Annotated in this window: 13 protein-coding genes; 8 read left to right on the forward strand and 5 right to left on the reverse strand. The window is 44.6% G+C overall.

Features of this window, described 5'->3' with window-relative positions:
• Positions 1-73: 73 nt before the first annotated feature.
• The 5 genes from AC3B4V_RS03340 to AC3B4V_RS03360 form a co-directional block, all read right to left on the reverse strand.
• Positions 74-3514: a CDP-glycerol glycerophosphotransferase family protein gene (locus AC3B4V_RS03340; RefSeq protein ID WP_488377750.1), complete on the reverse strand. Its 3441-nt coding sequence runs from the start codon at positions 3512-3514 to the stop codon at positions 74-76.
• A gap of 244 nt (positions 3515-3758) precedes the next feature.
• On the reverse strand, positions 3759-5330 hold the full coding sequence (locus AC3B4V_RS03345) for a glycosyltransferase (RefSeq protein ID WP_488377751.1): 1572 nt from the start codon (positions 5328-5330) through the stop codon (positions 3759-3761).
• A 145-nt stretch (positions 5331-5475) separates the two neighbouring features.
• Entirely contained in the window at positions 5476-7368 is a 1893-nt protein-coding gene (locus AC3B4V_RS03350) for a DUF5776 domain-containing protein (protein WP_488377752.1), read from the reverse strand.
• A gap of 166 nt (positions 7369-7534) precedes the next feature.
• Positions 7535-7936, reverse strand: coding sequence for a hypothetical protein (locus AC3B4V_RS03355; protein WP_488377753.1), 402 nt, complete (start codon positions 7934-7936; stop codon positions 7535-7537).
• Between the two features lie 114 nt (positions 7937-8050).
• On the reverse strand, positions 8051-8290 hold the full coding sequence (locus AC3B4V_RS03360; RefSeq protein ID WP_488377754.1) for a hypothetical protein: 240 nt from the start codon (positions 8288-8290) through the stop codon (positions 8051-8053).
• A gap of 279 nt (positions 8291-8569) precedes the next feature.
• Between AC3B4V_RS03360 and AC3B4V_RS03365 the strand changes: the two genes are divergently transcribed.
• From AC3B4V_RS03365 to AC3B4V_RS03400, 8 genes are all read left to right on the forward strand, one after another.
• Positions 8570-9310, forward strand: coding sequence for a hypothetical protein (locus AC3B4V_RS03365; protein WP_488377755.1), 741 nt, complete (start codon positions 8570-8572; stop codon positions 9308-9310).
• A 572-nt stretch (positions 9311-9882) separates the two neighbouring features.
• Complete coding sequence (locus AC3B4V_RS03370; protein WP_488377756.1) at positions 9883-11184, forward strand: suppressor of fused domain protein; 1302 nt, start codon at positions 9883-9885, stop codon at positions 11182-11184.
• Positions 11185-11201: 17 nt separating this feature from the next.
• Complete coding sequence (locus tag AC3B4V_RS03375; RefSeq protein ID WP_488377757.1) at positions 11202-11741, forward strand: hypothetical protein; 540 nt, start codon at positions 11202-11204, stop codon at positions 11739-11741.
• 31 nt (positions 11742-11772) lie between these two features.
• Positions 11773-12495 carry a DUF2750 domain-containing protein gene (locus tag AC3B4V_RS03380; protein WP_488377758.1) on the forward strand — a complete coding sequence of 241 codons (723 nt, stop codon included), beginning with the start codon at positions 11773-11775 and terminating at the stop codon, positions 12493-12495.
• Position 12496: 1 nt separating this feature from the next.
• The gene (locus AC3B4V_RS03385) at positions 12497-13075 is read left to right on the forward strand and encodes a hypothetical protein (protein WP_488377759.1); all 579 of its coding nucleotides are present in this window, start codon (positions 12497-12499) and stop codon (positions 13073-13075) included.
• Positions 13076-13207: 132 nt separating this feature from the next.
• Complete coding sequence (locus tag AC3B4V_RS03390) at positions 13208-13762, forward strand: hypothetical protein (RefSeq protein ID WP_488377760.1); 555 nt, start codon at positions 13208-13210, stop codon at positions 13760-13762.
• 72 nt (positions 13763-13834) lie between these two features.
• Entirely contained in the window at positions 13835-15010 is a 1176-nt protein-coding gene (locus AC3B4V_RS03395; protein WP_488377761.1) for an SMI1/KNR4 family protein, read from the forward strand.
• A 10-nt stretch (positions 15011-15020) separates the two neighbouring features.
• Positions 15021-15500, forward strand: coding sequence for a hypothetical protein (locus AC3B4V_RS03400; RefSeq protein ID WP_488377762.1), 480 nt, complete (start codon positions 15021-15023; stop codon positions 15498-15500).
• Positions 15501-15510 lie beyond the last annotated feature (10 nt).

Genomic DNA, 15510 nt, shown 5'->3' on the forward strand with positions numbered 1-15510 from the left:
CCTTCAAAATAAACGGTTGAAAGAATGAAACCGTCTGTTTTGAGAGGGAGCGTTTATTCAACAGATTGAAGCATTAAACAGAATAACTGCCGTCCGGTTGTTCACGTAATTCGAGTGCTTCAGCGCGCATCGTTTGATCCGTATTGAAGTACGCATCGACGACGCGGGAAGCGGCGAAGCCGTCCTCCATCGGACCGTACGTAGCACGGAACGTATCGAGTTGCGCTTGATACATTTTCGTCAGACGCGGGATGTCCGATAAGGCGTGAAGTAAAGCCTCTTCTGTCTCTAAGATAGGTCCCGGAAGATCGTTGTAGTAATCGAGATAGAATCCGCGTAGCGTGTCCCGATAGAGGTCAAGGTCATACGCATAGAACATCATCGGTCGATTCATGTTCGCGAAGTCGAAGAAGACAGAGGAATAGTCCGTGATCAGCAGATCCGTGATCAAATACAATTCCTGAATATCCGGATAGGCCGTCGCATCGATGAATTGTTCCCGGTGCTGTGCCGGAATCTTCGGCTTTTTCGTGACGAGCACGTGCGTCCGAATCAAGAAGACGTACTCATCGCCTAAGGCTTCCGCGACCCGGTCGAAATCAAACGGATAGTCGAAGTAGAACTTCCCTTTGCCAAGCGATTGATGATCGCGGAAGGTCGGTGCATACAAGATGACTTTTTTGCCTTCCGGTAGTTGCAACTGTGTCCGGATCCGTTCGATCGTTGCTTCATCATTCGCTGTAAAGAAAAGGTCATTTCGCGGATAACCGGATTCGACGACAGGTCCATCGTACTGGAACGCGCTTCTAAAGATGTTCGTCGCATAAGGACTCGGAGACAAGAGGACACTCCATTGCGCGATCGAATTTGTCACCCGTTCAACGTAACCTTCATCCCGACCATGGATCTCATCTAAATCAAACAACATCTTCTTCAACGGCGTGCCGTGCCATGTCTGGATGAACGTCGTCTCTTTCCGTCGTGTCATGTAGTGCGGGAAGTTCTGATTGTTGACCCAGAACTTCGCCGTCGCCATGTAATAGAAGTAGGCGGGAGACAGGCGTTTGACGACTTTTGCATTCGGATCACTCAGATAGAGCTTTTTGTTATAGATCCAGACGACTTTATAGCCGAGTGCTTGCTTTTTCAGTTCTTCGTAAATGTAACGCGGGCTGTCCGCGTAATGTTTACCGAGACCGCTCTCGAAGACGACAAGTTTTGGGTCGACCGGTAAGACGCGTTGCATGAGTCGATATCCTGCCTTCATCGTCGGGAAGTAGAACCGGCTCCGACGATAGACCTTAAAGAGGATGTTCGCCGCTTCGTTCGTCTGAATCTTCTCTAAAAGACTCGTCTGTTTCGTATAGTTCGCGATCGTTTGATAGACCTGATCGGAATAGGTCGTATCCGTTTTCGTCAAGAAGACGTCAGCACGTCTCTTGTATTCGTCATCCATCTCAAAATGACGGCGTGCTGTCGCATCGAGATCCTCGAACAAGTCATCGATCGTCTTTGAGATCTGACCCGGTAATTCGTTCTCGAGATCGAGATACGAACCGAGCGGACCGATGAAGCGTTTCGGATCGAATTGCAGGTAATGGACCGGTCGCTTCAAGAAACTGAAGTCAAAGGCGACACTCGAGTAGTCGGTGACGAGCAAGAGGCTCTCTTTTAACAACCCTTGGACATCACGTTCGCCTTGATGGATGACCGTGATTGGTAAGTTCTCGAAGTGACTCGAGTATTGCTGCATGTTCGGGTGCAGGCAAAGGACGATCTCGAGACGATGTTGTTTTGCGTATGCATGCAGACGCTCACTCGATAGGAACGCTTGGTACTGCTGATAATATTCCGATTCGAAGAACTGGAGTGGTGTCTGTAGCCACGAGCGCCACGTCGGAATGACGAGCATCTGACGTTTGACTGGGACGTCGTCGTTCAAGAGGGCATCAAAACGAGACAAACCGGTGATTTTGACCTCTCGCTCAGCGTAGCCCATGTCTTGTGTGACGAGTCGTTTCTCACGCTCGGAACTGACGAGGAACAGATCCGTATCGAAGGCAGCGGCAAACTTGCCGTACTGGTCATTCATGTTCTTCGTTCCGAGAACCCCGTGTTGGATGAAGACACGATCCGCCTTCATCTTCCGTTTGAACGGTTCGGACCGGAGCGGATACAAGTATTCCGCATGATGTGTCCCGATGACCTTCTTCGCCATCAACGAGTGATAGATGTGTTCCTTCGATTTGATCGGCAAGACGTTTCCGAGCGGAGCGACTTGCGCGTATTCGTTCGACGTCGGATCGATGACGTAATAGACCGGTCGCTCCGGATAGGTTTCGCGCATGTACTTGAAGAAGTGATATCCGTTGTCCTGCGCTTTATAAGGGCGTTCTCCGACGAGCCACGTGTTCTTCTCGGCAAACAGCCGGTAGAGCGGGGCGAACGTCATCAGGTGATTCAGATAGGCGTAATTTTCATTCGTAAACTCGGTCATCTCAAACGATAGATTCCGGTGACCGACCGTGTAGTACGGAATGATGTGCATTGTCGACGTATCATCTTTCCCTAACGCTTCCGGTGTCAGTTGACGCGTGATGTACCGGGCGCGACCGAGACGGTGTAATTTTGGTTCCGACCGGTGATAGAAGTCGAGTGCGACGAAGGCGTCATAAACTCCTTCTTGTAATTGCGCTGCTTGATAGAGTTGTGACCAGTGGATCGTCGCCGTGTAGTGATAACGATACAATCCGAATTTTTTCGCACTTGTCTCATTTTGGTACAACCAATCGATCGGGACCGGGACTTGATTGCCACTTTCCCGGTGAACGAGGAGCAAACGTCCCGTCTTGATGAACGCGTGACGGGTAAAGGCTTTCCCGCTGATGACCGTCGTCGCTTTCGTCTCATTGCGGACCGCATCAATCTGAATCTTCGGCTTCATCTGCGGTTCTTTATTCAATAATAGACGGAGATTGCCTTTTAAATCCGTATACAACTGGACGAATTCGTTGGACGTCTCATCCATCAATGGCGCGACCGGCGCGGGAATCTGCGTGTCGAGGAAACGTCCTAACAAAATCTCACGGGTGAAGACGGATGCATCGAGCGTAGCATGACTCGGTAAGCCGTCAGACTCCCATTTGTGTAATTGTTCTGGTGTGAGGTGTTCGACTTTTTTCGTAAACGTCAGCCAGAGTGAAAAACGACCGATCGGATAAGCAGTCTCTTGATCGGCTTCGACAGACTCGATTTCAACGAGACCGTCCTCTTCGACTGTCGGAACGTCCGCATCCTGCATCTGAGCAGCATGTTGACTCAGCTGAGAGACGAGCGTATGCGGCAGTTGGAAAGAGAAGCGATGATCGTGCTGTTGGTTCGGTACTTCAAGGACCGTCTCTTGCAAACGATCGCGAATGAGTAAGGACGTGATCGTCAGCAACGGATCGTTCAATTGACCGGATAGCGTATAGTCTGTCGGTGAGGATTGAATCTGTAACGACTCTTTTAACACCGATCGTTTAAGTTTCTTTGGTTTCTTCGGAAGTACAGTGTGCCCGAATTGGAGCACCCGGAGAAGAGATTTAAACAGCATGGGATCAAGGGACCTCCTACTAGGTGATATTTTATGAAAGCGTTATCTTTCATTAGCATTCTATCACAATCAATAGCTAAAACATCCCAAAATTTGAAAAACAATACGGACTTTGGTGGATAGACGAAAAAACCTTCTCACAGAGGAGAAGGTCAATAACCGATTAGTCGAGCTCACTCAAAAGCGTTAACCAGTTTGTCGTAAAGAGATCATCAGAAAACCGATTGATCGAGTGCAGGGCGGCTTCTCCCATTTGACGGCGTAGAGCCGGTTGCTCCATCAAGCGGATCGCTACTGCTGCAAAAGCTGACGTATCACCGGGTGGAACGATATAACCGGTCGTCCCGTGTGTGATGATTTCATGCGGACCATAACAGATGTCATAGGCGATGACCGGTACACCGTGCCCCATGCTCTCAAGGATCGCCATCCCGAACCCTTCGGATTGCGACGTGAAGATTGTCGCGACGGCACCATGATAGGCGTCTTGAATGTTCGTGATGAATCCGTTAAACCGGATCTGCTTCGTCAGTGACAGTTCCTTAATCAACGCGTGGAGATCCTTTTCGAGCTGATCGTTGTAACCGAAGCCATAGAAATCAAGGAAAGCATTCGGATGCTGGTCGACGATCTTCCGCATGACACGGATACTAGCAGCGACATCCTTTTTGATTTGGATACGCGAGACGACGATGAACCGATTTGGATCAGGTTCAGGAAGAACCGTATAATCCGCTTCCGGCACCGCACCGACACCGTGAGGAATCGCATGGAACGTCTCCGGATGACCGAACTGATCGGTCATATGTGCTTGTTGCCGAGGGGTTGCCGTGATGACTCGATCCCACTCGTCGATACGACCGAATAACGTATCCCAGACACCGCTGACCGTTGCCGTCTCGTTGAAGGGGGAGACGAAGTGATTGCTGTGTCCGAAGGCGATTTTTTTGATGTTCGGATGCTTGATGTCCAAGATGACCGCGTCTAAATTCTTTTTCGGTAGGTTGGCAAGACGATCTCGGTATTCTGACGAGATCAAGACCGCCTCATGCTGACCTAACAGCTTATTCAAGACGAACGTATTAAAGGTTGCCGGATCATTGAACTGTTTTTCCTGACCGGCTTCGAAATAAAACAGATGACTCCAGTCCGCTGAATTGATTTTATGCCAAATCGTTAAATAACACGTCCCGTCACTATGGAAGAAGGAGCGAGAGACCGGTTTGTTCGACGTAAACGAATACTGGATCGTCTGCACCAACTGGCCGTTATCCAGGTATTCTTCGCGGCGCAGGCGATGACGATTCTCTGAAAAATAATCGATGAAGCTGAGCTGATCATTCGCGTCAAACCGGGCGTACTGGACGTATGTACCATTTTCGAACAACCGATACGAATCTTTTTCGGCGCGACTCGCGTCGAGGAACAACGTATACCGCTTTTCCCAGCGTGGAATCAATTCGCCTTTCGAAGAGACGACGGACCGTTTGTCTGCCTGGCGACGTGCTAAAAAATTAATGACGTTGACGACTTGGATGCGAGAATCAAGCAACCGTGCCTCGACCATCTCTTGACGAATCGTTTCAAGATTCGGTTGAATCCCTAACGTCACGAGCGTCACGTTTCGCTCCGGATCAGCCGCGATGATCGCATTCGCTCGTTTAATGACTGCTTTTGATAAACCGCCACGCTGGGTCGCTAACGTATTCAATGTAAAAAACAAATCTCGTTTCATAGGGCATCTCCTTATATAGCGCTTACAATTTTAATGAGCGTCATGAAATGTGAATCTCTTTGGTGAACCTTGCCCATACTATAGCATACAATGTTGGAATAATAAGGAACCTAGGGATGAAGTGAAGATGTCCCTAGGCGTATCGTTAAGCTTCATGAATGGGTTGAATGAATGAACGATTGGCTGTGATGTACGTATCCTGAGTCGTTTTCAAGCGTGGGGTGCCTTTCGATGACAGAACGATCTTCTCAATCGAAAGAACCGTACCCGGTGTATTTTTCGTTGGTAGTTCGTTTTTAAAGTCACGATCAGCATACTGTTTACATGTCTTCAAAATCCGGACTGTTGTCGGAAGATCAGTCAGGTACGTCTCGTCATCAATCATAGGCGCAAGATGGACGTATTTTTTGTTTGCCGTGACGTAAGCACCATCAACCGTGACGAGTCGTGGTGTGCCGGCCACTGTCAACTGAAGATCGGAAATCGTCAGCAATTGCCCGACTTCAAGAGCTGTCTGCTTATGCTCGAATTCCAGATCGTCATACAAGAAAGCCTTCTCGAGTACAACGACTTGCGTCGGTGCATCGATATGATACTTCGTCGCGTCGATTTTCTGTACAGGTGATCTGGATTCCGCTGGACGAAATTCGACTTTAAGTTGCTGGTAATGCAGATGCATCCCATTGACACTACTCGGTAACGTCATCCGGACGACGAACGGATGATAGTCGTCATGGATCAGCATCAATTGGAATGGATATGAATGTCGTTCGAGTGCCTCCGTCGAAATGAATAATTCAGTCCCTTCGATATGGAACGGAACGGCGGTTTCCGTTGCTTCATCGTTAGGCGCGATTAAGAGAACTTGATCGACCGAAGCCGTGTCGTCTTTGAATAATTGTACGACTTCATAGAAGACACCATCAACGAGACGCGTGCCTGCATACGTGGCAAAGAACGGCTCAAGGACAGGTCCGAGATGGTGTAGTGATTCCGGCATTCTATAATAAAGACGGTTCTCCGATACATAGCGCCGGGCTTTATGTTTTTGGACGAGTAGCGTGATGAAGGTGACGAAGCTGTCATAATCTTGTTGCTGCAGCAAAGCGTACTGCTTTTGGAAGATGTCATCGAAAATGAAATCGGCTGGATCTGCACCATGACGTTCAAAGATAGTGATCATTTCACCGAACAAATCAAAGAAAGTCTGCTGTTGCGGATGCTCAAGGAACCGTTTGTTGTTGAACAGACGGGAGAGGAAATCCATCTCGATCAGACGGCTCAAGGCATGAGTCTTGGCGACTGTCGGAATATCCAGTTCAAGCGTTTTCTCAAGCACTTGTAAATTAAAAGTCGTCTTCTCGAAGATGCTCGTCTGTCCGACTAACGAATCATTCATCGCAAATCGATTGACGTGATAGACAGGTGCCGGATTCATCGAAGCCGTTTGACAGTTAGAGATGGCTTCGAAGAAGAAGAGTTTATCTTCACCGAACTGCATCGGGCTGAACCGGATGTTATGCTCGATCAAGACGGAGTGCTTCAGGATTTTCCCCGGCGGTCCAACCGCGCGAAATACTTTGTCGATTTCATATGGCACGAGCTGATTGGCAGTCGTGAACGATGCGAACCGCCCGACTTTTTGAATCGACGTGTCGGTATGTTTGATCGTTTGACCGAATGCGATATCGGCATCGTTCGAAGCGGCTTGCGCGACGAGCTGAGGGAATCCGACCGGATCAAGGCGGTCATCAGCATCTAAGAACGTGACGTATCTACCTGTCGCTTCTTCGATTCCGACGTTTCGCGGATGGGCAGGACTTCCCGTATTTTCTGGGAGTTCAATGATGCGAATGAAATCCATCGTTTCTGCAGCCGTGTGGAGAATCGATAACGACTCGTCGGTCGAACCGTCATCAACGAAAATCGCTTCCATCGTTGAATGATCAAGCGTGAGTGCCTGAATCGACGCTATACACGTCGAGAGATCCGTCGCTTTATTGTATACAGGAATGATAATTGAAACAATTTTTCCCAACAGTAATTCCCACCTTAAAGAAAATATTTTAAAAAATACCATTTGAACTGTACCACAAAATGGATGCTCTCAAGCGTAAGAAAGGTGAGAATATACAAAAAAGGACGATGACCCGATCAAAGAAGGGAGTCATCGACCATTTAAGCGCGGTCATAAAAAATTGAAATTACTTGATTCCAATGTTCTCAAGATATTTTTTTTTAGAGTCATCGATTTTACGGCTGATTTGTTTCGTATACGTCTTCCGCGCGTAAGTGGATCCGTCTTTCTGATAAATGGCTCTTTCTCCTCTAGATGATTGGTCGTAATAGATTTCGATTAAATTTTGATCCTCATAGACGATGACGCCCGTTTCTCCAGAATTTCGCTTTAGTTGTCGATCAACCAGTTGTTTCTTCAAGTATTGATTTTCAGATTTAATGACTTGATTGATAGCTGCATCGTATTTCTGTTTTGCTTTCTCGCTTGTCGTATTTCCGTCTTGATCGTAATCGCTACATCCTGCTAGGAAGACGATCGAAAAGAAGACGATCGAAAAAAGGAGGAAAGATAAAAGTTTCACTTTCAAATGCGAACACCTCCGAAGTACACGTTTTGTATTACCGATAGTGTACATCAAGGCAACGCTTCATATGTAGCGCACTTGAGAAATAGGGAAGTGCCTTAGAGTAGAATAGGCATATTATAGTTCAATCGCATCGATGACTCCTTCAGGATATTCCCAGACGTTTCCTTCGATGAGCCATTGGTGGTGGCAGTTCGGACAAGCGACTTCCGAAGAGAAGTCATACTGGATTTCTACACCTAAGCGCCGCTCCTCGTACGATACACTATGTAAATCTTCAATGAGAATCTCCTCCTTGAATTTCTCACGACAACGTGGGCATTTGAATTTCGAATAATGACTGATGACCGTATCCATTCGATTCAACTCCTAAACAAAGAATTAGTATCGTTTACAGTATAATGATAACGCTTACATATAAACGAGTTAATTTTGAATTGTAATCAAAATGGAATATATCAACTGAATTGGATTTTGATATATAGAGATCTCGAAAAAAATTTAAAAGGAATTACCCGTACTTATACATCCGTTCAATCCAATTGAGGCATACTTTTCGTCTAGATCAGTAAAAAGTGCCTTAAGATATAAGTTGAAACCACCATACCATTACAGCTTTTAAGAGAGGTGAAAATCATGTTAGAACTCGAAGTGTTATATATTGAGAAAAATGCAAATAATGAGTTGGATATTAACTATTTTGATCCAAAAAATGAACCATTGATCTTTATGTTTCAAAGGATGTTGAAAAAATTAAAGGTACAATTTCCGAAATACAGTTCGCTTTATGTTATTTTTTATGAAAGTTTAACAGAAGAAGAAAAACAAAAAATCAGAAGTGAAAATGGTGAAGGACGCGAATATTATTTTAAAGAAACTAAGATGGAGGAATTAAAGTCAAAAAAGAATTTAGATTTTTTAAAAGAAACATTGAATACTTTATTAGAAGGAATTAGACATTCAATATTCCGAGAATTTATAACCGATGATGAATTAAATAAAATAGAAAATTATGTGTATGAACAGAACTTTATATTCGTACAGAACATAGGCAGGAAAAATAACAAAACGAAAACAATGAGAGCTACTCTAAAAGCAAAATTGACACCTGTTAACCTAAATTTGTTTCTAGTGATTACTGATATGAAGTCTCGGAAAAGCCTATATGATGGATGTATATTTGAATTATCGCAATCAGTCATTATACCGTTAAGAAGTATATTGAACCCTATCTCTTTATATGGATATGAATTGTATTGGGAAAATGAGAATACGATCGACATCATCATAAACACAGTGGGAGATAGATTACGAACCAAAATTTATCGGAAGAATGATGACTCTGTTTTGGTTAAGCAACAAAAAATAAAGGTTTAAAGAAAGCATTATTTTTTATCAAGTGATTGCGACATGGAGTGTTCTTAACATGCAATTCTTTTCTTCTGCTCACTAGATGCTACACTTAGACCAGCTATTACACATAAAAGGATGATGTGGATGTGGAAGGCACTATTGTTTAATTCTGTTTGGATGGGTATCACATTGCCAATTCTTTTGAGTATTACTTTTACAATTTTATCCCCTCTATTCGTTTCTAGTAATAATGGTGTTCTCATGATTGTCGTTGCGTTAATCATTGGCATAATTGATGTTTATCTATCAATTCGGATTTGGATATGGATCGAAGGAAAGTCCTACAAACGAAAACGATACATGTGAGTGAAGCCTAACGGATGAACATTTTAAAAAGTCGCTTTATTTTTTTACATTGCTATAAGATGGCTTCGGTATTGAACCGGAGTCATTTTTGTCGTTTTCAGATGTCACGATACCCTCCACTAGGAAAAAATAAAAAATCCCAAAATTGTATTATGAAATATATAATATATGGTAGAAGATATTTATTGAAAATGACATTTTTTAATGTCATGAAATGAGGATATAAAAATATGAATTACATAGAACACTTAGAAGCCCATTGTGGTGAAAGTACTGGTCACCTTGAAATGGAAGAATTACAAGATCATGCGATTCAATTGTTGCAGTTTCAAAATGCACCGTTTGCGAATGCGAATACCGTGACATCACTTGGATTATTGCATCACCCATTACAATTCGAGAACGGTGCCGTTATCCATCAAGAAGTGATGCTATCTGTCATGCAACAAGATGCCGAGTCGGATTTAATTGAATTGATCTATCGCTTGACGCTGGAAGCACTAAAGACTGGACACGCTTATGATTTAGGCGAGTATTTACCGATGCCGGATGGGTTGTTATCGAAGTACGGCTTCGCTGCCCTATACGTGACGACACCGTTATACTTTGAAGAATCATTTCAAGTCTATAAAGGGAACACGGCATTCGGGGAACCGGAGACGGTGTTACCAGTCTGGTTCGTGCCCATCTTTGCTTCGGAAGTCGCTTACATCGAAAAATACGGTACTGAGGAATTTAATGAGATGTTATATGAAACTGAGATGCAGCTGCTTAATTTAAAACGACATCCGCTCGTGGGAGACAATGAAGAAATTGAAGAATCGATTTTTAACAGGGAGGTATTCGTTTGCGAATGCGAAATTACCGACGCCCTTTTTGAAGACGATATCCAACGACCATTAGTACTAAATGGACCGCTAGCGAAAGCGTATCACATGAGTGTTGAATCGGGAGAACAAGGCGATACAGATCAAAATGAAACTTTCCTGTTTGATTTTCTAAATCATCAAAATCGTTTTCCGATCTACGCGACCTTTTTTGCTTTTGAAGAGGAAGACAAAGACAACAGGGCTTTTTTCTCGCAACATCATATGTCGTTCACTTCACATGTCTTGTCTAGGCAGAAACAATCGAACGGTTGGTTACGTGGAAAACGAACATCGACAAGTGAGAGTCATTTTTTCACGGTAAAGATTGAAAATGCTAGGATGCTCGAACTCATCCTTGAACACGCTTATGGAGTTGCATCGATGGACGAACTGTTCATGTTTTCGTATTCCGATCGCTTGTCGATTCAACAAGAGGTCGAAACGACGTACCGAAAAACACGTGTCTTAGAAGATCGGTTCGTTTATCCGGAAGATACGACCGTCGTGATTGTCGGCCATGATGGAACAATGCTTTATCTGCTATCGAACGAAGAACACTTCGCTTATGATCTTCGGACGGACTGGGCGAAACGACTACGACAACAGTTACCGAACGATACGATGATTCGCCAGCTGAATGGCGAATTGTTCGCGGACCTATAAGAACGGGAGGGAACTTCATGCAACTCATCAAACCAATGAACGGTCAGAATCATTTTTGGCTGTTCGAAAAGGATGGACGGACACTCTACACGTTTCACGGCATCATGGGAGAGAAATTGAAAGAACCAATGAGCGAGCAAAAGTTCTCGCGCTTTTTTAATCTGGATGCCTACATTCGAGAACTTGTAGCTGAGAAAGAAAAGGACGGATACTCGGTCGTTCAAGAAGCGGATTACCACGAAGTTGTCGTCGAGATCTTTTGTCAGGATACAGAGTATGACGTCATTTTTGAGCATCGTTCGAGCATTGAAGAAGACCTCAACGGTTTTCTTTTTGAAATCGGCAACGGGTATTTTGTTGAAGATGAGTATGGTCCAGAAGCGATCGAATTCGTCCTTCATATCTTGGAGCCGTCCTATATCGTTGAACCCGTCATTGATTATTTTAAGGACCAGTTTAATATGAAGAAAATCCGAATGGGGCAGGCAAAAGTTCATTACGGCAGACGTTTGACCGGACTTTATCCCACAGGCAAGAATTTTAACCGGAAAAATTAAAGACAAAAATGTATAAGAAGGAGTCATATAGATGACATATCAAATCGGTTTACCAGGCGTTACAGAAGAGAGACTACAAGAGGTGGAAGCAGAACTTGGCTTCGAGCTTCCGAAAGAACTACGAAATAGGTACAAGCACGAAAATAAATTCAGCATCGGCGAATGGGGATTTCATCCAATCAAGGACGAGCAGTATATCAAGCGAACATGGGAGGACCTTGTTCGTATCAATTTGACAGATGCAGAAGAGTATCCAGAAGGGTTCTTGCGGATTGCGGCGGACGGAACAGGTGACGAACTCGGATATCAGTTACCGGACACAGATACGATCGTCTTATGGGACCACGAAGAACAAGAACTATTTCCGGTAGCACCGACGTTGAATGCGTTCGTTGAAAAGGAACAACAAATGGAGCAGAGTGCGGAACAAGCAGAACTTTTCTTAGAGACGGTTCTTGAAACGGGAACTGTCTATGGTCTATCAAAATTTGAACAGTCGGGCTGGGCCTATTGTCCGTCGAATCAAGACGAGACAGACGTCCTGTTATTCTTTTCGACGGAAGCAGCGGCTAAGGCGTTACAGACGAAGGAATGGGCGGACTATCACTTGATTCGCTTGGATTTGGATCTATTCATGGATGGCTGGTTACCGAACATGATCGACGACGGACTATATTGTGGCTTGAACTGGGGACCGGAGCTTGTCGGAATCGAGCTGGATCCAGAAGATGTCCTAGCAGATCTGGAGGGTTAACATGATTCAGACACTCAGTAAACAGGTGGATGGCATTACGTACTTTTGGTACTTGTATCGTGATGGCCGAACAATCCAGATGTATCATGGTGTCACCGAACAATGGAAGCTTGATCAAGATGTCAGCGATGAGAAGGAAGAACAGTACACGACAAGGCGTCAAGCGAAACGACGGATGGAGGAACTGATTGCCGAGAAACAAGCGGAAGGATACAAGCAGGATGATATTTACGGGATACAACCTGGACGAAAGGAACGCGAGAAGTTTCGACGACGGACGTCCTGGTTCGCCTATCTTCTGGTGGGACTTGGTCTGTTTCAGTTCGTGACACCGTTCTCTGTCTTACCAATTGTAGTATTTGGAATGGGTATTCCCTTGATGTTTTTAGCTTTTATCGGTAAAGGTTATCTTCCTACATGGCTTCGAATTTTCTGCTTCGTTAGTTACTTTTTCATGCACGTGATTCATCAGCAGGAATCATATATCCCGTATCTTTTCCCGGTTCTTTCGATAGGCACGGGAATACTATTATGGTTTCATCTTCGAAAAACGAGACAACAAATGAAAGTGGATCAATGACATTTAAAAAGGAGATGAAACATGTCGCTTCTAGATAAGTTATTACAAGACCCTATCGTTTCTGATCTACCACGTCTTCACACCGCTCTTCTTGCCAAAAATCGTGGCTTACGCAAAGAGTGGTTAGTACATATGGATAGATTCATTGAAGAAGCGAATACGTGGAACTTCGAGCGACAGCGGACGTTTGTGAGTTGGTTATTATCTACCTGTGAAGGAGAGACAGACGCTTCGTTCCTCTTGATTCATCCGCTAAAAGAACGTCTTCTAAAACCGACTTTGAAGAAGTGGATGAAAGAGATGCCGGATGACGTTCGACCGTATCGCTGGTATGGTCTTTTCTTTAATGAAGATGACCGCTTCATCTACTTACAAAAGGCGATTACACGTGGGGGAAGACGGGAGCAGTTAGCGATCGAGAGAATGATTGATCATCTTTTGTACGGATTATGGTATTCCTTCCATCATCTCGATGAAGATTTGTATTTAGGAGAAATCGAGAAAGATGCAGCATCCTTAACAGAGACTTGGTTACTAATCGAGCAACTCGATGATGCGGTTTTCAAATCGGAATGTATTAACGAATGGCAGAAGATGAATCAAACCTTAACGGATTGGATTCGTTTCCGGCAAGAGCGAACCACCGGATTCATGGAATGGCGGATGAAACAAGAATCAAAGGGTTAAGTTTGATTAATCCCATGACATTAGCAGGTTAGAAATGTCCTCTCCGTTATATTTAAGAAAGAGGTATTTAACATGAAAAAACTTGGCACGTTTACAAGTCATAAAGGGAATCTGATTGTCTCGGATCCGGCTTTCCTTGAGCCGGATGTAGAATACAACGTGACAATTCCAGTTGAACAAGGTTCGATTTGGATGGTCTTCTATGACGAAGATGAGTTCGAATCAATCAATTTGCTTTACCTAACAATGAATGAAGAAACGAAGATGGATCCATCCGATTTCGAGCCGTTATCCGATCTAGTCGTCGTCGATTCAGCGCAGCTCGTCGTCATGAACACAGCGGATTACGGGAGACGGGAAGCCATCGATTGGGAGATTCGAAATACGCTAGAGTTTGATGAAGAAATCGACCCGTTCTATATCGCAATTTCAGATGAAATGATGGAAGGCGAAATCTTCCTGTTTCCGTTCGGTGTCGCCGTTCAGTTAATGGGGGACGGACACTATGAAGTCCTTGTCCGACGAGAAGACGGTGACGTGACAGGGATCGTAATCGTCCTCGGGGAACATGAGGCTTTTGAAGAACACGATGACGAGGAAGACGTGTCACTAGAAGACGTTGAAATGCCAATCATCAAGAAAGAAAGAAGTCCATCAGGAGCTGATGATAGGTTTCTGGCGAATGTGATAGCTTCTATGGAGAGATTCTATGGAAAAGACCACAAAAAACTAAATTACAGTATTCCAATCGAGGGGCAAAAGGTAAGTCACGAGCTTCGTTTGTATGATCGCTTACCAAAAATTCAAAGCTACCGAGTGTCCGTGGAGAGTCCTTGTCCAGAAGCCCGCATCCAAGCATTCGAGACCGATCATTTTGCGATTCCGGAGTGGTATAAAGAGATTTTGCGAGTCTGTAATGGTGTGCGTTTTTCCGAAGAGTTGAACTTAAACGGTATTCCGTTGACGAGTTGGAACGGATTATCGCATGAGATTCAATATAATCTCTCGGACAGTCTCGATGAATACGCGTTAACCGAGTTCGATGCACTCCGTGACAAGTATTTCTTTTTTGGCTCGTCGTTTAAACAGGACGAATACTATGCGGTATTGAAAGAGCGTCCAGACGAAGCCGTCTATTGCTTCGATTATAGAACGTTAAAACTCAAACCGAAGGCAACGACTTTCCAAGATATCGTCCGTGATGCATGGCGCGCGTGTAATCTGAAGGCACTCCATAAAAGAATGTGAGGATGATCTCATGAAAATAATCTATTCCCGTGAAGACTTACTCGCACTCGAAGATCCCTTTGAATATGAGGTGGGATTGCCAATCCGCATCAGAGAACTTCCGGCTTCCGTCATCGAAGAGGAGCTTCCGGATAGCCGCGAACAATTAGATCGCCTTCTGAAAGAGGGCTATACCTTAGTCATTCAAAAATCGCGAATTCCGAACCCTTCCGTATTCGCGGGGTTACACGTGATAGCAGAGAACACGGTCATGAAATTATGTGTCTACGAGGGGAATCATTGTGAGGATGCGTTATGGGATGTCCTGTCCGAGAATGAATACAATCGGCACTGGGCATATTTTTTACTGAAGAAAATCGAAGGTGTCAGATTCGAATGGCCTTATACGAATGAAGCTCAAAGTTCGCTGAAACTGTCTAATCTCAAAACAAATGAACTCGTACATCTACGATTTGAAACCAATCAAAGCGTAACGTGTCAATGGGAATGAAAAAGGAGAT

Source organism: Exiguobacterium sp. E17S, assembly GCF_057772545.1.